The sequence below is a fragment of the Mesorhizobium sp. BH1-1-5 genome (assembly GCF_020165615.1).
Taxonomy (GTDB): domain Bacteria; phylum Pseudomonadota; class Alphaproteobacteria; order Rhizobiales; family Rhizobiaceae; genus Mesorhizobium.
Genome location: NZ_JAIUIM010000002.1, coordinates 111382 through 128498, shown reverse-complemented (window position 1 = coordinate 128498; position 17117 = coordinate 111382). Strand labels below are relative to the sequence as shown.

General features: G+C 64.6%; 33 protein-coding genes and 1 tRNA gene. 22 read left to right on the top strand and 12 right to left on the bottom strand.

Features of this window, described 5'->3' with window-relative positions; translation table 11 throughout:
- Positions 1-4: 4 nt before the first annotated feature.
- On the bottom strand, positions 5-1291 hold the full coding sequence (locus LB572_RS03215; RefSeq protein ID WP_224666695.1) for an efflux RND transporter periplasmic adaptor subunit: 1287 nt from the start codon (positions 1289-1291) through the stop codon (positions 5-7).
- A 132-nt stretch (positions 1292-1423) separates the two neighbouring features.
- On the opposite strand from LB572_RS03215, the gene LB572_RS03210 reads away from it, so the two are divergent.
- Positions 1424-2326 carry a PhzF family phenazine biosynthesis protein gene (locus tag LB572_RS03210; protein ID WP_224666694.1) on the top strand — a complete coding sequence of 301 codons (903 nt, stop codon included), beginning with the start codon at positions 1424-1426 and terminating at the stop codon, positions 2324-2326.
- Between the two features lie 106 nt (positions 2327-2432).
- Positions 2433-2508, top strand: a tRNA-Lys gene (locus tag LB572_RS03205).
- An 88-nt stretch (positions 2509-2596) separates the two neighbouring features.
- Here the strand turns inward: LB572_RS03205 and LB572_RS03200 are convergent.
- Positions 2597-2803: a hypothetical protein gene (locus tag LB572_RS03200; protein ID WP_224666693.1), complete on the bottom strand. Its 207-nt coding sequence runs from the start codon at positions 2801-2803 to the stop codon at positions 2597-2599.
- A 332-nt stretch (positions 2804-3135) separates the two neighbouring features.
- Here LB572_RS03200 and LB572_RS03195 point away from each other — a divergent pair, with 332 nt between their 5' ends.
- Complete coding sequence (locus tag LB572_RS03195) at positions 3136-3336, top strand: Arc family DNA-binding protein (RefSeq protein WP_224666692.1); 201 nt, start codon at positions 3136-3138, stop codon at positions 3334-3336.
- Here LB572_RS03195 and LB572_RS03190 read toward each other — a convergent pair.
- The 10 genes from LB572_RS03190 to LB572_RS03145 all read right to left on the bottom strand — a co-directional run bounded on the left by LB572_RS03190 (position 3333) and on the right by LB572_RS03145 (position 7566).
- Complete coding sequence (locus LB572_RS03190; RefSeq protein ID WP_224666691.1) at positions 3333-3596, bottom strand: hypothetical protein; 264 nt, start codon at positions 3594-3596, stop codon at positions 3333-3335. The two genes, LB572_RS03195 and LB572_RS03190, sit on opposite strands and share 4 nt — an antisense overlap.
- Positions 3597-3652: 56 nt before the next feature.
- The gene (locus tag LB572_RS03185; RefSeq protein ID WP_224666690.1) at positions 3653-3961 is read right to left on the bottom strand and encodes a hypothetical protein; all 309 of its coding nucleotides are present in this window, start codon (positions 3959-3961) and stop codon (positions 3653-3655) included.
- Between the two features lie 107 nt (positions 3962-4068).
- Positions 4069-5406, bottom strand: a complete 1338-nt coding sequence (locus LB572_RS03180) for a hypothetical protein (protein ID WP_224666689.1) — start codon at positions 5404-5406, stop codon at positions 4069-4071.
- A gap of 77 nt (positions 5407-5483) precedes the next feature.
- On the bottom strand, positions 5484-5666 hold the full coding sequence (locus tag LB572_RS03175; RefSeq protein WP_224666688.1) for a hypothetical protein: 183 nt from the start codon (positions 5664-5666) through the stop codon (positions 5484-5486).
- A 160-nt stretch (positions 5667-5826) separates the two neighbouring features.
- Positions 5827-5976, bottom strand: coding sequence for a hypothetical protein (locus tag LB572_RS03170; protein WP_224666687.1), 150 nt, complete (start codon positions 5974-5976; stop codon positions 5827-5829).
- Entirely contained in the window at positions 5973-6248 is a 276-nt protein-coding gene (locus LB572_RS03165; RefSeq protein WP_224666686.1) for a hypothetical protein, read from the bottom strand. Before LB572_RS03165 ends, LB572_RS03170 begins: the two co-directional genes overlap by 4 nt.
- Entirely contained in the window at positions 6245-6463 is a 219-nt protein-coding gene (locus LB572_RS03160; RefSeq protein ID WP_224666685.1) for a hypothetical protein, read from the bottom strand. The genes LB572_RS03165 and LB572_RS03160 overlap by 4 nt, the downstream gene beginning before the upstream one ends.
- Positions 6460-6726 (bottom strand): hypothetical protein, encoded by a 267-nt coding sequence (locus tag LB572_RS03155; RefSeq protein WP_224666684.1) that lies wholly within the window; start codon positions 6724-6726, stop codon positions 6460-6462. Before LB572_RS03155 ends, LB572_RS03160 begins: the two co-directional genes overlap by 4 nt.
- Positions 6723-6962, bottom strand: coding sequence for a hypothetical protein (locus LB572_RS03150; RefSeq protein ID WP_224666683.1), 240 nt, complete (start codon positions 6960-6962; stop codon positions 6723-6725). The genes LB572_RS03155 and LB572_RS03150 overlap by 4 nt, the downstream gene beginning before the upstream one ends.
- A 154-nt stretch (positions 6963-7116) precedes the next feature.
- Positions 7117-7566 carry a hypothetical protein gene (locus LB572_RS03145; RefSeq protein WP_224666682.1) on the bottom strand — a complete coding sequence of 150 codons (450 nt, stop codon included), beginning with the start codon at positions 7564-7566 and terminating at the stop codon, positions 7117-7119.
- A 135-nt stretch (positions 7567-7701) separates the two neighbouring features.
- On the opposite strand from LB572_RS03145, the gene LB572_RS03140 reads away from it, so the two are divergent.
- The 19 genes from LB572_RS03140 (at position 7702) to LB572_RS03050 (ending at position 16993) form a co-directional block, all read left to right on the top strand.
- The gene (locus LB572_RS03140; RefSeq protein WP_224666681.1) at positions 7702-7953 is read left to right on the top strand and encodes a hypothetical protein; all 252 of its coding nucleotides are present in this window, start codon (positions 7702-7704) and stop codon (positions 7951-7953) included.
- On the top strand, positions 7950-8147 hold the full coding sequence (locus tag LB572_RS03135; protein WP_224666680.1) for a hypothetical protein: 198 nt from the start codon (positions 7950-7952) through the stop codon (positions 8145-8147). Before LB572_RS03140 ends, LB572_RS03135 begins: the two co-directional genes overlap by 4 nt.
- Positions 8144-8533 carry a hypothetical protein gene (locus LB572_RS03130; protein WP_224666679.1) on the top strand — a complete coding sequence of 130 codons (390 nt, stop codon included), beginning with the start codon at positions 8144-8146 and terminating at the stop codon, positions 8531-8533. The genes LB572_RS03135 and LB572_RS03130 overlap by 4 nt, the downstream gene beginning before the upstream one ends.
- On the top strand, positions 8530-8769 hold the full coding sequence (locus LB572_RS03125; RefSeq protein WP_224666678.1) for a hypothetical protein: 240 nt from the start codon (positions 8530-8532) through the stop codon (positions 8767-8769). The genes LB572_RS03130 and LB572_RS03125 overlap by 4 nt, the downstream gene beginning before the upstream one ends.
- The gene (locus LB572_RS03120; protein WP_224666677.1) at positions 8766-9113 is read left to right on the top strand and encodes a hypothetical protein; all 348 of its coding nucleotides are present in this window, start codon (positions 8766-8768) and stop codon (positions 9111-9113) included. The genes LB572_RS03125 and LB572_RS03120 overlap by 4 nt, the downstream gene beginning before the upstream one ends.
- A complete protein-coding gene (locus LB572_RS03115; protein ID WP_224666676.1) occupies positions 9110-9385 on the top strand; it encodes a hypothetical protein in 276 nt (91 codons plus the stop codon). The genes LB572_RS03120 and LB572_RS03115 overlap by 4 nt, the downstream gene beginning before the upstream one ends.
- Positions 9382-9582: a hypothetical protein gene (locus tag LB572_RS03110; protein ID WP_224666675.1), complete on the top strand. Its 201-nt coding sequence runs from the start codon at positions 9382-9384 to the stop codon at positions 9580-9582. Before LB572_RS03115 ends, LB572_RS03110 begins: the two co-directional genes overlap by 4 nt.
- Before the next feature lie 12 nt (positions 9583-9594).
- Positions 9595-9966, top strand: a complete 372-nt coding sequence (locus tag LB572_RS03105) for a hypothetical protein (RefSeq protein WP_224666674.1) — start codon at positions 9595-9597, stop codon at positions 9964-9966.
- Positions 9967-10094: 128 nt separating this feature from the next.
- Positions 10095-10358 (top strand): hypothetical protein, encoded by a 264-nt coding sequence (locus tag LB572_RS03100; RefSeq protein ID WP_224666673.1) that lies wholly within the window; start codon positions 10095-10097, stop codon positions 10356-10358.
- The gene (locus tag LB572_RS03095; RefSeq protein ID WP_224666672.1) at positions 10355-10597 is read left to right on the top strand and encodes a hypothetical protein; all 243 of its coding nucleotides are present in this window, start codon (positions 10355-10357) and stop codon (positions 10595-10597) included. Before LB572_RS03100 ends, LB572_RS03095 begins: the two co-directional genes overlap by 4 nt.
- The gene (locus tag LB572_RS03090) at positions 10594-10869 is read left to right on the top strand and encodes a hypothetical protein (protein ID WP_224666671.1); all 276 of its coding nucleotides are present in this window, start codon (positions 10594-10596) and stop codon (positions 10867-10869) included. The genes LB572_RS03095 and LB572_RS03090 overlap by 4 nt, the downstream gene beginning before the upstream one ends.
- A gap of 2 nt (positions 10870-10871) precedes the next feature.
- Complete coding sequence (locus LB572_RS03085) at positions 10872-11174, top strand: hypothetical protein (protein WP_224666670.1); 303 nt, start codon at positions 10872-10874, stop codon at positions 11172-11174.
- 1 nt (position 11175) lies between these two features.
- The gene (locus tag LB572_RS03080; RefSeq protein WP_224666669.1) at positions 11176-11451 is read left to right on the top strand and encodes a hypothetical protein; all 276 of its coding nucleotides are present in this window, start codon (positions 11176-11178) and stop codon (positions 11449-11451) included.
- Positions 11448-11765 (top strand): hypothetical protein, encoded by a 318-nt coding sequence (locus tag LB572_RS03075; RefSeq protein WP_224666668.1) that lies wholly within the window; start codon positions 11448-11450, stop codon positions 11763-11765. Before LB572_RS03080 ends, LB572_RS03075 begins: the two co-directional genes overlap by 4 nt.
- A complete protein-coding gene (locus tag LB572_RS03070) occupies positions 11762-12916 on the top strand; it encodes a toprim domain-containing protein (protein WP_224666667.1) in 1155 nt (384 codons plus the stop codon). The genes LB572_RS03075 and LB572_RS03070 overlap by 4 nt, the downstream gene beginning before the upstream one ends.
- Before the next feature lie 3 nt (positions 12917-12919).
- Positions 12920-13165 (top strand): hypothetical protein, encoded by a 246-nt coding sequence (locus LB572_RS03065; protein ID WP_224666666.1) that lies wholly within the window; start codon positions 12920-12922, stop codon positions 13163-13165.
- Between the two features lie 53 nt (positions 13166-13218).
- Positions 13219-13878, top strand: a complete 660-nt coding sequence (locus tag LB572_RS03060) for a hypothetical protein (RefSeq protein ID WP_224666665.1) — start codon at positions 13219-13221, stop codon at positions 13876-13878.
- Between the two features lie 144 nt (positions 13879-14022).
- Positions 14023-15846 carry a hypothetical protein gene (locus tag LB572_RS03055; protein ID WP_224666664.1) on the top strand — a complete coding sequence of 608 codons (1824 nt, stop codon included), beginning with the start codon at positions 14023-14025 and terminating at the stop codon, positions 15844-15846.
- A gap of 535 nt (positions 15847-16381) precedes the next feature.
- Complete coding sequence (locus tag LB572_RS03050; RefSeq protein WP_224666663.1) at positions 16382-16993, top strand: hypothetical protein; 612 nt, start codon at positions 16382-16384, stop codon at positions 16991-16993.
- The last annotated feature ends 124 nt before the right edge of the window (positions 16994-17117 follow it).

Here is a 17117-nt window from a genome sequence, read left to right as displayed (position 1 = left end):
TTCGTCAGCTCCGCTGCTGCGCGCCGGTGATGACTTGCACGCCCTCGTCGAGGCCTGACGTGATCTCGGTCAACTCGCCGTCGGTCGAGCCGATCCTGACATTGACCGGACGCGGCCGGCCGTTCTCCAGCACATAAAGCGTGCGCGAGCCGTCGGCCGGCGCCTTCGTCGCCTCGCGCTGCCGGTTGGGGCGGCCCATGCGGCCGGTGAAGAGGTCGCGCAGGCTCCAGCCGCGCGCCTGCTGTTGCATCGGGCGATAGCGGAAGGCCGTCGAGGGAACGGTGAGCACGCCCTTGGCCTGCCTCGTGACGACCGAGACCGTCGCCGTCATCCCTGGCCTGAGCAGAAGCTCGCCATTATCGACTTCAAGCCGCGCATTGTAGGTGACGACGCCGTCGGTGGTGACCGAAGCGTAGGAGATGTCGCGGATCTCGGCGTCGAACGGCCGGTCCGGGAAAGCGTCGACGGTGAAGCGGGCATGCTGGCCGGGCTTCACCGCGCCGATATCGGCCTCGTCGACCGCGGCCTGCAATTCCATGTTCCTCAGGTCGGCGGCGATGACGAAGAGCACCGGCGCCTGCAGCGAGGACGCGACCGTCTGGCCGGGATCGACCGAGCGCGTCAGCACGATGCCGTCGATCGGCGCATAGATGGTGCTTTTCGCCAGATCGGTCTGCTGTGCCTTGAGGTCGGCCTGGGCGATGGCGAGATTGGCTTCGGCACTGTCGAGCGCCGCCTTCGAGCGATCGCGCGTCGCGGTCGCCGCTTCGAGCGACTGGTCCGTCGCCATGCCGCGCTTGGTCAGCGCGCTGGCGCGCACAACCGCGTTCTCGTTTTCCTGCAAGGTCACCTTGGCGTCCTCGACGGACGCGGCCGCCGCCTTGGCGGAGGCGGTGGCGCGCTCGATCTGGACCTCCAGCTTGGCGGTGTCGAGCGTCGCCAGCACGTCGCCTTTCTTGACCTGCTGGTTCTCTGCGGCCGCGACCGAGCGGACGATGCCGGAAAGCTCGCTGGAGATGTCGACCTGGGTCAGCGGCTGCAGCGTGCCGGTGGCGGATACCTCGACCGTGAGGTCGGCGATCGCCGCGGGCACGGCGGTGTATTCGATCCTGGGGGGCGCTGCGGCATACCATCGATAGAGGACAATGCCGGCCGCGACCATCGCTATCGCCAGCAGCGCGTAGCGCCAGAAGCGGCGGCGCTTGCGGCTCACGCCCTTGCGGTCGAGCCCGAGCGCTGCCTCTATGGAAGTACCGGATTCCGCATTTGGCGGATTGACAAGCTGGTCCACGCCGGACCCCTATGCTGAAAATTGATGTCCCTATCCGTGCACAAATCAGGCCTTAAGGTTCGAATTTCAAATTAAATTTCCCTCATGTTGGGATTGAGGCAGAAATTCGGGGCGAGGCGAAAGGTCTTCTCCATGGCGCGCAATTACTTGCTTTACGATGTGTTTACCACCGAAAGGCTGGCCGGAAATCCGCTCGCGGTGGTGCTCGACAGCGATGGGCTCGACACTGCCGGCATGCAGGCTGTCGCGCGCGAATTCAATCTTTCCGAGACGGTGTTCGTGCTGCCTCCCGACAATCCGAAGCACCGCAACCGTATCCGCATCTTCACGCCCGACTATGAAATGCCTTTTGCGGGGCATCCGACGGTCGGCTCGGCGATCGCGCTGGCCGAGCTCGCCGGCGAGGCGGCCGGCATCTTCGTGCTGGAGGAGAATATCGGGCCGGTGCGCTGCGCGGTGAGCAAGCATGACGGCTCGACCTTCGCCGAGTTCGATCTGGCGAAACTGCCGGAACCGCTGGAGCTCAAGGCCGATCCCGAAGCAATCGGCGCGGCGCTCGGCCTTGCCCCGCACGAGATCGGCTTCGAGAATCACCGCGTCGCCTTCTGGTCGGCCGGCGTGCCTTATGTGACGATCCCGGTTGCCGGTTTGGAAGAGGCGGCCAAGATCAGGCTGGACGACCAGGCGTGGTCGGAATTGGCACCACGCAAGAGCGAGTGGGCCTTCGCCAGCCCCTATGTCTATTGCCGCGAGCGGGTCCATCACGACAGCGCCTTCCACGTGCGCATGATCGTGCCCGGCACGCCTTCCTATGAAGATCCCGCGACCGGTTCGGCCGCGGCGGCCTTTGCCGGCGCAATCATGCATTTCGACGCTCCGACCGACGGCATCTCGCAGCTCTGGATCGAGCAGGGGCTGGAAATGGGCAGGCCGTCGCGCATCCGGCTCGAGCTCAATGTCGAAGCTGGAAAACTGGCCTCCGCGCGCATCGGCGGCCATGCGATCAAGGTGGCTGAAGGCCAGCTTTTTGTTTGATGGGTGCGGCACTTAGGCGATTTGTCGGGAAATGATCCCGGCAGGGCTGGACATCCCCGAAAGCGGCGGCTATATGCGCCGCCGACGCTGGTTTTTCCGGCGGTGTGGGTGTGTAGCTCAGTTGGTAGAGCAGCTGACTCTTAATCAGCGGGTCACAGGTTCGATCCCTGTCACACCCACCAATCTTTTCAATCGCTTAGGTGATAGAGCCTTGGAACAGGCCGAGAACATGAGCCGGTCATGAGACCGGCTCACGGCTCACGTGAGCTTTCAGGCGGCGGCCCGCAGCTCGTGCAGTTTTGCGCCGGCCTTTTTTAAGCGCTCCCTGGCCAGATAGAGCAGTGTCACGCAAGCTCCATTGAGCGCCTGGTGCTGGTCCGGATCGGCCTCGATCCCGATGAAGACCAGAACGTCCAGGATGCCCTCGACCTCGTTGTTATAGAGATCGATCGCGTTGATACGCCCGTCGTTGTCCATTTCTTTTTTTAACTCCACGCAGTTTGGCTTCGCCGGCCTCTCTTGCGGCCGCCGTTGCTGGTTTGCCTCGAACTTAAAACCGCGCGAAATTCCGCCGCTCCTTCCCGTCCCTCACACAGGAAGCCGCATGACCCCGCCACTGGTCTTGCCCGTCCCGCTTCAATCCGGCGGGATTAGAAAAACTTACAGCCGCAACCGGGTCGATCAATCACATTAGTGTGTCCAAATATTTCGGGCTGTGAAGAGCGGGGAAAAGTGGGCGCTGTTGTGGGCATTTTAACCCACTAGTTGGGCCGATTTCCCCGCGTCTCGCTTTCGGCCATAAAATCGATATGACCAGCCGCCTTGATTCTCATATCCGTCTGACGCCGGAGCTCAAAAAGAAGCTGAAGGTTGCTGCAGCCGAAAACGGCCGCAGCTTCAACGAAGAGGTGGCGGCCCGGCTTGAAGGCTCGTTTGAGCTTACCAGCGACACGCGCGATAAGGTGAAACAGCTGTTGGCCCAGGCAATGTCGGAACTTGACGTCGGCTAGGTCAACAGTCGGGTGAGATAGCAGCCGACGACCGTGAAGTGATTGCGCACGGTGTTGCCACAAGCGAGGCAACGCAAATGGCGGCCGACATAGCGCAGCTGCTCGCCGGCACCGTGGCGCTTCTCGATCCGGTGCCGATCGACCGGGCCGATATGCCGGCACAGGATGCAGCGGCCGCCCAAGATGTAGGTTTCCGGGATGTCGCGGAAACTGATGGCATAGTAGGCCTTGCCGGGAACGGCGTCGAAAAGCGGATCCATCGTTCCGATTTCGTTCCGCCGGCGGCGGCCGTCAAGCGGCGCAGGAAAATTTTCCTCTAAGTGGGTTTGTCGCGCAATGGCTTCTTGCGAGATGGGGCCTTAGTGACGCCGACAGATGCTTGGCGCACGGTGATAGGGTAGCCGACGTTCACGGTGACGGTGCCAAGGTCGTCGTCGACGCGGAGGGCTTCGCGCGTCAATTCCAGGTGATCGCCGGGTTTAGACTTGGGCGGCACCCTCATGGAAAACGGGAAGTCGTAGCCGGCGATCTGACAGCTGGCGCGCTCCTGGTCCAGCATCCTGACGATCGTGATCTCGAGCGTGATCTCGTCGCCTATGTCGATGTCGGTCGTTCTATCAGCCATCGCTAAATGATGGCGCCGCCGGTGGCGGCGTCAAGGCCGCGTGCTAGCGAAGAACGCCATCCACACAAGACCGCCTACAAACGCCAAGAGAACAAGCTGCTCGGCCGTCATCGTGCCGTCCTCCGCCACTTCTCCATCCTGGCCATGCCGGAGCGGGCGAGCTCGGGATGCAGGCCGAAATAGTGTTTCAGGATCTCGTCGATCGACTTCAAGCTGTGCCCGGTGATCGAGGCGATCTCCCATTTCGTGCAACCGGCCAGCGCCAACCAGGTCACGGCCGTGTCGCGCAGGTCCTGGTCGTGGAAGTCGGCCAGGCTGGGCATCGGCTTCAAGCCGGCGGCGTCCATCACGGCGCGGACGTCGATCTTGCCGAGCAGCTGCACGGCCATTGGCGTCGGCGCGTTCTTGCCCTCGACCTTTTCCAGCGTGCCGAACGCTGCAGCGTGGCGCAGCACGCGGAAGGCCTTGCGGTAGCGGTGATCGTCCCAAGGCCGGCGCAGGCGCTCGTCGATTAGGACGTGCGCGTAGTTCAGCCGCCAGTCGGCCCGGCGCTTAGCCGCGGCGACGACGCGATCGCGCAGGATCTCGACCATCGGGATCAAGAGCGGCTGGCCGCCTTTCTTCCTCTGGTGAAAGAGGATGCCTTCGCTGGTGATCTTGCTGTCCTCGAGGGCGAGGCGATCGGCCTGGCGCTGCGCGGTGTAGAGGCCGAGCGTGACGCTGTCGCCGATGTCGGGGAAGCCGAGCGCGTCGCAGACGGCGACCAGGTGCACCATTTCGGCGATCGAGCCGACGCGGATCCTGGGCTCGAGCACCGGGAGCGTATCCTCGAGGCCGGCAACGGGATTGTGCTTGACGATGTAGCCGCCGGCTTTGGAGCGGCCGAACCCATAGGCGGCCGAGATCATGGCGCGCAGCGCGCGCGCCTGGGCGAGCCCGTGCTTGACCTCGACTTTGTCCAGGATGCCGGTCAGCACCTTGGGCGTCACATCGTCGGCCGGCTCATGCCAGGCCGCGCCGTCTTCCAGATGCTCGAGCACGCGCGCGGATCCGCGATAGCCGCGCACCGTCGCGGCCGAGAGCGGCTTGCGGCGCTTCTTGCCGTCGATGATCGGCACGCCCTTCATACGCGGGTTCTTGTCGAGGAAGGCCTCGACCAGCTGGCTGATGGTGGTGACGCCGGCGAGCCGGGCGCGCTCGGCCGCGTTGGCGAGCTTCTTCGGCGTCGTCTCGCCGGCGGCGATCGCCGCGCGCTTCTCGACGATCTCGAGCTCGCGGCGCTGCGACCAGGCGATCGCCTCGTCGAGCGAGAACCATGGGCCGGATTTGCCGTGGCGAAGATCCTCGCCCTTGTAGCCGAGTTTTCGAAGGCTCTCCGGCGGAATGAAGCGCGGCCGGCCGTCGCGCCAGGTGACAAGCGGAATACGGATTTCGACGCGGCCCATGGGGCGCCCCTCGCGTGGTCTGGAACCGGCGACCATGGTGAAATCCTTTCCGCTTGTCAAAAATGCCTGTGTATTGATCAGATCGCCGTGCCTGCCTTGTAGGCGGCGATTGCGCGCCGCAGGCGCTCGTCGAGCTGTTCCTTCCCCGCTACCTTTCCGCGCCGGATGGCCTTGTTGACCGATAGGAACGCCTTGCGGGCCTCGTCGAGCTTCACCGGATCGATGATCGTCAACTCATGGCTCAATAGCGCACTGCTCATCTTCCACTTCCTTTCCTGGTTGGTAGAAATGCGGCGGGCGCCATTCACGGCCGCCCGCCCAAGGTGCTCGCCGAACTCTCGTCGACGGCGAGGTTTCAGAGGCCCGGCGGGTACGCTGGTGGGAGGAAGCCATCCCGCCGGGCCGATCCCCCAACGGGATCTAACTGTTGTGCCGCTCGGGCAGATGTTCGTAGCGCACGGCAAAGCCGACGCGGCGCGGCATCGGCCGCCAGTGCGCGGCCTCGACGCCGGCGGCGAGCATGAGCGCCAGGCCGACGCCGATCGCGGCCATGAGAAGGACGTCGGTCACGTGACGATCCTCCGGGGGTCGACCTTGACCGTCTTGGCCGCCAGATAGGCGCGGCCGGCGTCGGTGATGATCCTTCGACTTTGCGGGCCGCGCCCGCGTTTGCCGGCCTCCGCCAGAAAGCCGCGATCGTACACCAGGCGCGAGACGATGACGGGGCCGTGATAGGTCCAGCAGTTGCCGGGGTCGATCCAGCCGGCGACCGTGTAGCAAAGGCCGCCGGCGGCATCGGCGTCCAGCGCGGCCTGCAGGGCGGCTTCCATCTTCGGTGTCATGGCTGCCCCGATAGGTTCGGCGCCGAGAGGTCCAGCCTAAGCAGGTACTCGCGGAAATCCTTGTAGGCATCGGCGCGGCCCTGTTCCCAAGCCCGGCCTTTAGAGCTTCGCTCGTGTTTCAAGGAGGCGTTGCGGCATACAGCTTCACGCGTCGTTAGGGTGGCGACGACAAAATCGCGCAGCTCGTCCGCTGTCCTTTGGTGCTTCTTGGTCATGCGCGCCTCGCTTGCTGCTGGCGGCGCTCGAGCATGACGTTGTAGGTCATGACGCCGGCGCCGGTGAGGGTCAGCTTGCTGCCCTTCGCGCCGATCGTGTCGAGCCTGACCAGGCCGTTGCCTATCAGGCCGGCGGCAAGCGCGCGGGTGATGCGGTGCGGCCGGCGGCCGTAGTAGCCGCTGGCGTTGGCGTAAAGGTCATGATCGTGGATCATTTCGACGGCCACGCGCTCGGCCGCCGTCAGGCTGCGCGGATCGATCATCCGAACATCCTTTCCAGCTTGGTCGGCTTCCGGGCCGCCGGCGGCGCGTCATCATTGCTGGCGGCGGCGGGTTTGCCGTTGTTCTCGAGCCAGCGCATGATTGCCGGCCTCGACCAGCCGTTCAGGCCGGGAAGTTTCGTGGGGAAGCCGGCCGCCTCGAGCTCCGCCTGTTTCTTGTGAAAGGTCTCGCGACAGCGATACCGGAGCAAACGCGCTACCTCGAGCGCGTTGAGCACCTGCCGTTCCGGCGGCCGCTCCGAAAGCCGCCCGGGCAGTACCTGAAAATTCATGGCCTCACCTCGCAAATCAGTTGCGGGGTGAAAAATGGCTCGAAAGTAGCTTTAATGCAACTGGCTGTTTAAAAAATGCAACAAGCCAGTGATTTCGGTTTCACGTGGAACGCTTCTGCCGGAGCTGTTCGACCTGGAATGAAACGACGCCTTCGAACTGCTCTGCCTTGCCGTTTCCGGCCCTGGCGAGCCAGTCGGCGAGCTCGATGACGGTGCGCGCCACGTCCGCCGGCGAGGCGAGCTGCAGCGCCTGTCGGCTGTGAAGAGCGGCCACGGTCTGCTCGACCGCGTGTCGGAAGGCTTCTTCGGCGGGCGACGCCGGCGGCGAAACGCCGAACCTGCGCACGATTTTGTCAATGGTCATAGAGGACAAGGCGTGCGGATGGTTGGGGTCGGCGGCCAAGCGCGTCAGCGTGGTCTTGGCCATGCCGGCCGCCAAGGCGATCTGCGTCGGCGTGAGGTTGAGCTGTCTGCAGATGTCCAGCAGCCAATCGCGTTGCAGCCGGATCAACTCGGCTGTTGCAGCACTTGAACCCTCGTCACTCGTCATCCGCCTTACTCCAACAAACGGAGCAACAGGATGCGTTATGGGGACAGCGGACGCGCGTTGCATAAACACACTTGACACAACAAAGCCAAATCAGATTTGGGTTGCATTAATGCACCTGCGCCGAGCAAAAAAGCAATGCAAAATCGCACGGAAATCCTGACCAGTGAAGCCATTGCCGAGCGCGCCGCCGCGATCGGCGTGCCGATTTCAAAGCTTGCGGTCGAGGCTGGCCTAGCCGCCTCGACGTCTTCGCGCTGGCGAACCGGCGGCGGCTCGACGCTGCGCACGTTGCGCGCCGTGCAACGCGTGCTCGAGGCGCGCGAGCGGGCTTTGCTGCAGCAACTCATGCATCTGCATCCCGACCTGGTGGAAAGGGACGCGGCATGAACGGCGCGCCAGTCCTGCCGCTGTCGAGGGAGGGCGGCTACTGGCTGTTCTCCGCCGGCGAGCAGCGTTTCGTGCGCCGCGCCGAGATCATCCCTTTTCCGCGCCGTGAAAAGATCCGCTTCGTCTCACGGCGCTCCGACCAGATCGAAGCAATCCTTGACGAAATCGACAGCTACAGCGGAGAGCGGCCATGAGCTACGAAGCCTGGGGCGAGCCCGATGACAGCGCCTTCGAGGCGGCGATCGAGGCCGGTTGGTTGGACCCGGCAGACCTGTCAAAGGCTCTGGTCGATGTGATGAACGAGCGGAACCGGCAGCAAGACGCTGAAGGCTGGACGCCGGAGCACGATGACGAGCACGGTGACGGAAGTCTCGCGATGGTCGCCGCTCTCTATGCCGAACCTCGTCCGCTGTTGAAGCGCGTAGGCGATTGGATCGTGCCGGCCTACTGGCCGCAGTCATGGGATTTCAAATTCTGGAAGCCGAAAGACCGGCGCCGCGACCTGGTGCGCGCTGGCGCTTTGATCTTGGCAGAGATCGAGCGGCTTGACCGTCTGGCCGCGAAGGAAGCGGGCAAATGAGCGCCTGGTTTCGCCGCGCCTGCGATCGGGCGTTCAACCTTGGTCTGTCGCTCGGCGAGCTCACCAGGCGCTGCCATGGCGCCACCGATCGCCGCGACATGGTCGATGCCGTCGTCGACATGGAAGCGGCGATGCAGACGACGCGGACGCTGCGCTGCTTTGCCGTCCAGGACGTCGCGCCGGGTGAGCTCGCCGAGCGTGCGGCAGTCCTCGCACAAAAGAGGGCGCAGGGATGAACTGGTCGCCTTCGATGCGCGCCACCCGGCGCGAAAAGCTGCAGCAACCGCAATTGAGTTTGCTCGATCGGCGCGTGTTGGCCTTCGACCTTTTCGCCAGCGATCGGGACGCGAATGTCCGGCTGATCGAAAACCGCATGGTGGTGACGCGCAAGCCGCATGATTGCGTGCTCTGCGGCGAGGGCATCCCGGCCAAGAGCCGCGTGCGGGCGCAAAGCGAGTGCGACCGCGACCGCAACAAGGTGATGACGTTCTACGTCTGCGCGCTTTGCTGCGCCGCGATCGACCTTTCCCACACTGACGCCGGCGCCGCGCTCGAGGCGCGCTACCGGAGGCGCGCATGAGAACGTCCCTGCGCTTTGTCACGGCCGATGTCTTCACCGGCCAGTACAAGGACCGGCAGACCTTCATTGCCTCCATGCTCGGGCGCCTACAGGTGGCGGCGCTGCAGGATGGCTGGATCGGCACGCAACTCTATGACGCCGACTGGATCGAGAAAAAGGGCGAGCCGCCGATGGCGGTGATCGCGCTGCGGCCAGGCGAGGGCGCGGCGACTGTCGCCGACGTCCGGCAATACCTCGTCGACAAGAAAAAAGCAGAAAGGAAAGCGGCGTGAGCACCACCAGGACCGAACTGCATCTGAGCGTATGCGACTGCCCGCACGTCAATATGGTCATCATCGATCCGGAGACGGGCGCGCACAGGCATTTCGCCTGTGATCCCGACAAGGCCGAGACGATCGCTGCCGAGCTGGTGAAGCTCGCGGCGGAATGCCGGGAGAAGTCCGGCCAGCGCCTCAAGCAAAAGCACTAGGGGGGCCGCATCATGAGCAACAAACTTCCGATCATCGACCAGCTGCACAATGCCGATGGCGATCGGGCGCGCGCCGACGTGCTGCTGCGCTGCCCCGATGCGGTGGTTTTGAAGTACGAAAAGGTGTTCCTCCACGCCTGCCGGGATTTCCCCGCGGGCGAGCTCTTCGTGCTGCAGCGGACCAATGCCATGCACATGGTGCGCTCGGCCGCCGGCGGCTTGCCGGCCGCGATCGCGCTCGAGCTCGAGACATTGCGCGCGGAGCTCTCGGCCTATGCGGCCGGCGCGCCGGTGCAGAAGGAAGATCCGGAAGCCGCGAAGCTTTGGCCGCTCGACGCGCCGCAGCTCGGCCAGGCGAAGGGGCCGCCGTCGATCGATATCTGACTTTTCGTTGCGTGTTGCTTTTGCGTTTTGGGATCCGCCGGGTTGTCGTCTGGCGGCGGTTCCCTGCGCGCCGGTTTGGCCCCAACAGCCGGCGCGCTCTTTCCCTTTCAGGCGGGAACGGGTGGGACATGCCGCGCAGAAACAAAAACGCCGAAAAGCCAAAGCGAAAGCCGTATCGGCCTGACGCCACGGCCGAGCTCGAGAGGATCGAGGCCAAGCGGGCCGCGCTCGGCGTGACGCTGGCGGAGCTCGCCGGCCGCGCCGGCATGACCGAACGGACGCTGACCAACATGCGCCGGGACCAGTGCGCGTTTCCTCGCCACATCCGGGCGCTGACCTATGCGCTGCGCACGATCGCGCGAGAGAAGGAAGCGGAGGGCGAAACGCTATGAGCGGAAATGTCCGGATCTACCGCAATGAAGCGGACATGCGGACGAGCGTCGCGTTTCGCACGGCGACGGGCGCTTTCCAGGACATGACCGACGAACACGGCCGCGTCATCAATCTTGATTTCGATTTCCGTGGCGATCCCTGGACTGACTGGCGCGGTCGGTCGGTCGAAGACGCCTTGGCGAAGTTCGAGCGGGTGCAGGAAATCTGCAGCGCCATGTCGCCGGTACGCCGGCGATGACGCGCCTGATCGAACGCGCGGGGCATATCGCGGCGGTTGGTGTCAACGCCGTGGTCGAGGCCTCCGGCCTGGCGGCGGACCTGCGCCGGCCGGTGGCACTCTACCTCCTGACGGTCGGCTGCAACCTGCCGGGCGCTACCGTGGCTGCGATCGTCGGCTGCACCAAGCAGAACGTCTCAAAGCATCTGCGCCGCGTCGAGGACGCGCGCGAAGACGCGCAATTCGACCAGGCGCTCGAGCGGCTGGAACGCCAGCTCTTTGGAGGAACATGACGATGGAAGCGATTGAACTGACGCCGGAGCAGATCGCCGAGCGCGAGCGCCTAGCGATGATCAGCCAGGAAGGCCAGACCCGCGAGTTTCGCGACGCGATCAAGCAGGCGCTCAATACGGTCAATCTCGAGATCGCAGCCAATGGCGGACAGCCGGCCGTCGACGCGGTCATGGCAGCGCTGACGTCGATCCAGGCGGAGTTCATCGCCATGGCGCCGCATCGCTACGCCCGGCGCATGCAGATCAAGGAAATCGAGCGAGAGCTGCCGCGCCTGGTCGCACTCCGGACCGGTTGCGAGCACTGACATGGATGCGCGCCTGGCTGCGATCGAGTCGACCCGGTTCAATGTGGTCGCCAATCTCGCCTTCACCTGGGCGGGCGAAGATCTAGCGCAGCCCGTGCGCTATTTCATGGCGATCGCCAACGCGCCGTCGCCGACCAAGGATGCGCTGTCGCTCGGGCTTCTCGAGGGCGCGCTCGATCCTGATGGTCACGGCCTGCAGGGCGTGCTCGAGCTGACCGCCGAAGGGCGGTTGCTGGTCCGTCGTTTCCGCCGGCGAGCCGGGAGCGGCTTTGTATGAGGGAAGATCGCGGCAACAGCGGCGAGAAGATCGGCGGCGTCAAATATTCGACGACGCCGCCGGTTGGCGTCGAGCTGATGCAGTATTTCGATCGCCTGCCGCCGAACATCCGCCGCGTCATCGCTGCAGCGCCGTTCAACTACGACACGGTGAAGATCTCGCGCGCGCTCGAGACCGGCTTTTCCCCACGCCGCATGGAGATCGACCTTATCCATTCGTCGCACGAATTCACTGAGCGGGCCTATGAGGAACGCGGCTTCGATCCTTTCGCGGCTCGCGCCCTGGCCCGTCAAGCCCTGGTCGATCTCAGATGAGCTCGCGCTTTCGCCTGGTGAAGGACAAGCTGCAGGGCGACATCAAGTCGGTGATCGCCGACGTGTTCGGTTCGGTCAATGCCAATCCAAAGCGCCGGAAGCGGCTGCGCTGGGCGCTGATCAATCCCTGGAGCGGATCCAAGTCGGCCAATCTGCATGTCTACCTGACCGGCGCGCGCGCCGGCGGCTGGAAGGATTTCACGACAGGCGAAACCGGCGATATCATCGACCTGGTCGCGTTCGGCAAGGAAGGGTCGGTCAGTCCGGACAGCCGCATACGGGTGATCGAATGGGCGGAGGACCGCTACGGGATCCGCAAGCTCGACCCGAAAACACGCGCCAAAATGGACAAGGAAGCCGCCGATCGGCGCGATCTCGCCGAACAGGCGGCTGTCGAAAGCGCGGCCGAGCAGCGCGAGCGGGTGCGCAAGACGTTCTATGCCTGCCAGCCGAAGATCCTGGGCACGCCGGTCGAGACATATCTGGCGACGCGCGGCGTGGTGCTGGCCGACGTGCCGAACATCACGCCGGCGTTTCGTTTCCGGCCTGATTGCGAGTATTGGCCGCTGGCGCCAGTCGACGGCGAGGGCCGCCGGCTCGGGCGAGGCCCGCTCTTTCCCGCCATGGTCTCGGCCATGGTATCGGGCGACGGCCGGCTTAACGCGCTGCACCTGACCTTCATCGACCATGACGGCATGCGCAAGGCGCCGGTGCGCGAGCTCGGCGAGCGCCAGGGCCTCGATCCCAAGGACATCAACGAAAAGCTGTTCAAGGGCGACGTCCAGGGCTTTGTCATCCGCTGTACGAACGGGCCGTCCGGCCTCTCGGCCGAGCGCGCTGCAGAGGCGGGCGTCGCCGGGATCTGCGGCATCACGGAAGGCATAGAGGACGCGCTGTCGGCCGCCGTCGCGCATCCGGCCTTGCGCATGTGGTCGGCGGGCTCGCTGTCGGGCCTCCTGCATATTCACGACCATCCGGCGGTCAGCGCCTGGATCGTCTTCAAGGACAACGATTGGGGCAAGCCGCAAGCGGCCGCGCTGTTCGAGCGCGCCGTTGCGCGCCTGCGATCGTTCAAGAAGCCCGTAGAGGTGCTGGCGATGCCGGCAGACTGGGGCAAGGACGTCAACGACGCTCTCAACCAAGAGGACTGAAACATGGACAATGCACAGAACGGCCGCGCGCTCACCGAAGGCGAGTATCGCGTCGGCATCAACTTCAACCCGAGCGGCAACGCGGCGGTCGACCTGGTCAAGGCCAAGGCGGCCGAGCTGATCGACATCCTGGCGCCGATCGCCGCCAATCGCGACCATCCCGGCGCGCGCTGCGCGGCCGTCGCCATGACGGAAATCGAGAGCGCCGCCATGTGGGCCGTCAAGGCCGTCACCAAGCAGCCGCGCTGATCCCGAACCCTCCGGGCGGCGCGAATGCCGCCCAAACCCTCTAGAGGCACCAAATGGACATTCTGGAAATCAATGCGGTCAGCTTCGCCGGCCGCGTCGCGCATGTCGCGGCGGCCGAGCTCGCCGGCCTGCTCAAATTCGGGGAGGTCAAGCCGATCCCCGCCTGGTTCACACATGACGAGCTCGAGCAGGGCATCGACGTGACGCCGGAGATTGAGGATATGACCGCCTATGTCGCGAAGCGCGGCTGCGGTGGCGAAACGCTGTATCTGCATCGCAATGTCGGCGACTGGAACGCGGAAGATCCCGCGATCAAAATGGCGTTCGACCTTTTCGCCTCGACGGCCGGCAGTGTCGTCGCGCGCATCGTCGAGGCGCAGAACGCGGCCGAGAAAGCGCTCGAGCTCGCCACCAGGCCGGCGCCGGCGGCGATCGACGTCGCGGATACGATCTTCGAGAAAGAGGAAAGCCTTGGCACTCAGAGGCCTGAGGCCGTCGCGGCGCAGAAGGGGATCGCCGAGTACGATCAGGCGCAGGCGGCCGACAGGAGGGCCAAGCGCGAAGCGAAGCGCCTTGCCGACGCCGCCAAGCGCGCGACCAGGTCGACGGCATCTGGCGCAAAGCCGCCGACGAAGCCGGCGCCGATGTCGATCGGCGAGACGCCGGCGGCGCCGCCTGTGAACCGTGGCGGCCGTGGCAACCGAAAGCGCTGATCGCTTATCGCGCGCCTCGAGCCCCGGACCCGAGGCGCGTGCTCCTGAAATTTTCCGGAAAATTGTCAACCGCGAGCATCAATGACTGGCCAAAATGACGGGTTCGGCGGCGCACCCGAAAAAAAATCTGCGGGCAAAAAGAAGGTGTCGGCCGTCATCGGCGCATCGGTTGGCCGGATCGAGCATGCCTTGAAGCGCCAGGCCATTCGATGGCCGCTCAAGGGGATGCCTTACGAGGGCATCACGCCGGGCGCCTGGCGCGAGGAAGGCGAGCTCGACACGACGGGCTATCTGCCGGCGGACTGCCCTGTGCGGCCGCTCGGCTATTCCGGCGAGGACTATTATTTCGTCGATACGTCCGGCCAGGTGTTCAACAGCGGCGACAAGGCGCTCGGCGTCGAGCGCGTCCAGAAGCTGTTCGCCGGCTGCGAGGATTTTCTCTATTGGGCATGGCCCAGCTGGTCGGCCGGCAAGAACCGCCGCGTGACCGGGTTCAAGGCGGAGGAAGTGCGGCGCGATCTCTATGCCGCCTGCCGCACGCGCGGACCCTGGACCCCGACCGATCGCGTGCGCGGCCGTGGCGCGTGGCTCGACAATGAAGGCCGCCTCGTCCTGCATTGCGGCGAATATCTGTGGGTCAACGGCCGCCTCGAGGACACCGGCGAGCTCGGCGATTACTTCTACGTCCGCCGTCAGGCCTCGCTTGTGCCTTGGTCCGAACCCGTGACGGCCGACATCAACCCGGCGATCGACATCGTCAAGGCGCTGCGGACATGGAATTTCGAGCGCGGCGACGTCGATGTGATGATTGCCCTGGGCTTCAAGGGCATTTCGCTCATGGGCGCGGCGCTGGAATGGCGACCGTCGATCTTCATCGTCGGCGACAGCGGCAGCGGCAAAAGCGAGCTCTCGGGCAAGACGGGCCTTTTCCGCACGGTGCTCGGCCGCTCGATGCTGTCGACCACCAATGCCAGTGAGGCCGGCCTCTACCAGATCGTCGGCCATGACAGCCTGCCGATCTTCATCGACGAGCTCGAGGGCGACGACAATCCCGACCAGGCGCAGAAGATCATCAAGATGGCGCGCGACGCGGCGTCGGGATCTGTGCGCATCAGGGGCGGGAGCGATCACAAGGGCGTCGAGTTCGCGGCGCAATCGACCTTCGGCTTTTCCGCCATCAGCCCGCCGGGCATTCCGCCGGCCTCGATGTCGCGCATGGCGGTGCTGCAGCTCAATCCGCTGACATCGGCCGATGGCAAAGTGCCGCGGCTGAAAGCGCCGGAGACGGTCGGTCCAAGACTATTGCGCCGGGTGGCCGACCATTTCGACGATTTTCCAAACATCTACGAGGCCTATCGCAAGACGCTGCGCGAGCATGGCCACAACGCGCGCGGCCAGAACACGTTCGGCACGTTCCTCGCTGCAGCGCATCTGCTGCTCGGCGATGAAGGCATGGAGGCCTGCGGGCTCGAATTCGAAAACCTCGATCATTGGGGGTCGCTGCTGGCGGCCGACGCGGTGCCCGAGCTCGACAACGTCAAGCCGACCTGGCTGGACTGCATTGAAAAGATCCTGACCAGGCCGATCGACCAGTACAAGGGCGGCACCAGGCACACGGCCGCGCAGATCTTGGAGGACCTGCAGAACAAGGCGATCTCCTTCATTGCGGCGTCCGACATGCTGGCGGCGGCTGATCTCGGCCTGGTCGACAGCGGCGACCTGGTCGAAGGCTATCTTCTCGCTGTGCCGCACCAGAGCGACATCCTGCAGCGGCTGCTCGCCGGCACGACCTATGCGCCGATCGGCGTCTCGACCACATCATGGCATTGGGCGCTGAAGCGCGGCCCGCGCCCCGAGATCTTCATCCTCGACAAGAACCGCAACCGCATCACGATCGCCGGCCATCAGCGGCGCTGCACGCTCGTGCGTGTGGCCGAGCTCCGGCGCTGGCTTCACAAGCACGGATGATTACTGCGATGGCCGGTTCGCAATACTTCAATCCTACACGTCACATCGCAAATCATCTTGCCGGCCGGCAGGCCGGCGCCGATTTCATATCCATCGCACCAGGTGCGATCGACCCATGGTCCGCACCCCGGACCCAATCGCACGCGCCATTTTCCCTGACCCTCACCCTGCAGAGACCAAGAAGGAGACCGGTTGACGGCTCGGGCGGCCGGCTAGGCTCTCTGCATCGCGCGGTTCTTGCCTCTCCAATGGGTTCGGGGCGATGCCGGTGTCTAGCAAGTGTCTTCGAAGTGTCTAGATGCCAAGCCATTGAAAACAAAGCGCAATTCATGATTTCAGACACGTTAGACACCTTAGACACCATGGCGGCTCATATGTGCATGCGCGCGCGCGCATGTACGAATTTCCATGTGTCTAAAGTGTCTTATGTGTCTAATTTGAAGCAAGCGATTGATTTAATTGCGAAAATCGGCAGACACCGGCCTAGACACCGCCAAGACACTCGCCAAACCATTAAAATAATCGCGGTGGCGGCATGAGCGGCGATCGGGACCTGTTCGAAAGCGAGGATCAGGCGCGAGAGGCGCGCGCACGGCACCAAATTGGCAATCCGTTCGCCGACGCTGGCGCGCAGGCGCAGCGGCGCGGGCGCGGCCGGCCGAGCGGCGCGCTCAACATGAAAACCAAGGACTTCGAACGCTACTACACGGCCATGGGCTACCGGGATCCGCTCAAGGCCATGGCCGAGTGGCTGACAGCCGATCCGGTGGCGCTGCAGGCTTGGTTCGAGGAACACGAGCAGCGCACGGTGTCGATCGAGGTGATCAAGGACGGCGAGAGCGAGGCTGCAGCCAAGGCCGACGTGAAGGTGAAGGACGTCCCGTCGCTCATGGCGATCATCAAGGAACAGCACGCCGTCGCGGTGGCGCTGGCGCCATACCTGCACGGCAAGAAGCCCGTCCAGGTCGAGATCATCGACGAGCGCCTGCCGACGCTGATCGTCGATCTCGGCACAAACCAGCTGGCCGACGCGCGCCGCCTGGCCGAGCAGCGGGCGCTGTCGGTCGGCTCGCCGATCGAAGGCGATGCCGAGCGCGCCTGGCAAGGCGACATCAACGAAAACAACGACTTAGAGGAAGGCGAATGACAACGGCTCACGGGCGAACGGCTCACGGCGCGGCCAAGCCCTTCAAATCGCTGGCATTTCAGGCGTTGCGCCCGCTGATCGAAAATCAGCGGGGCAGGGAGGGGTCCCCCTCGTTTGGCAAGAT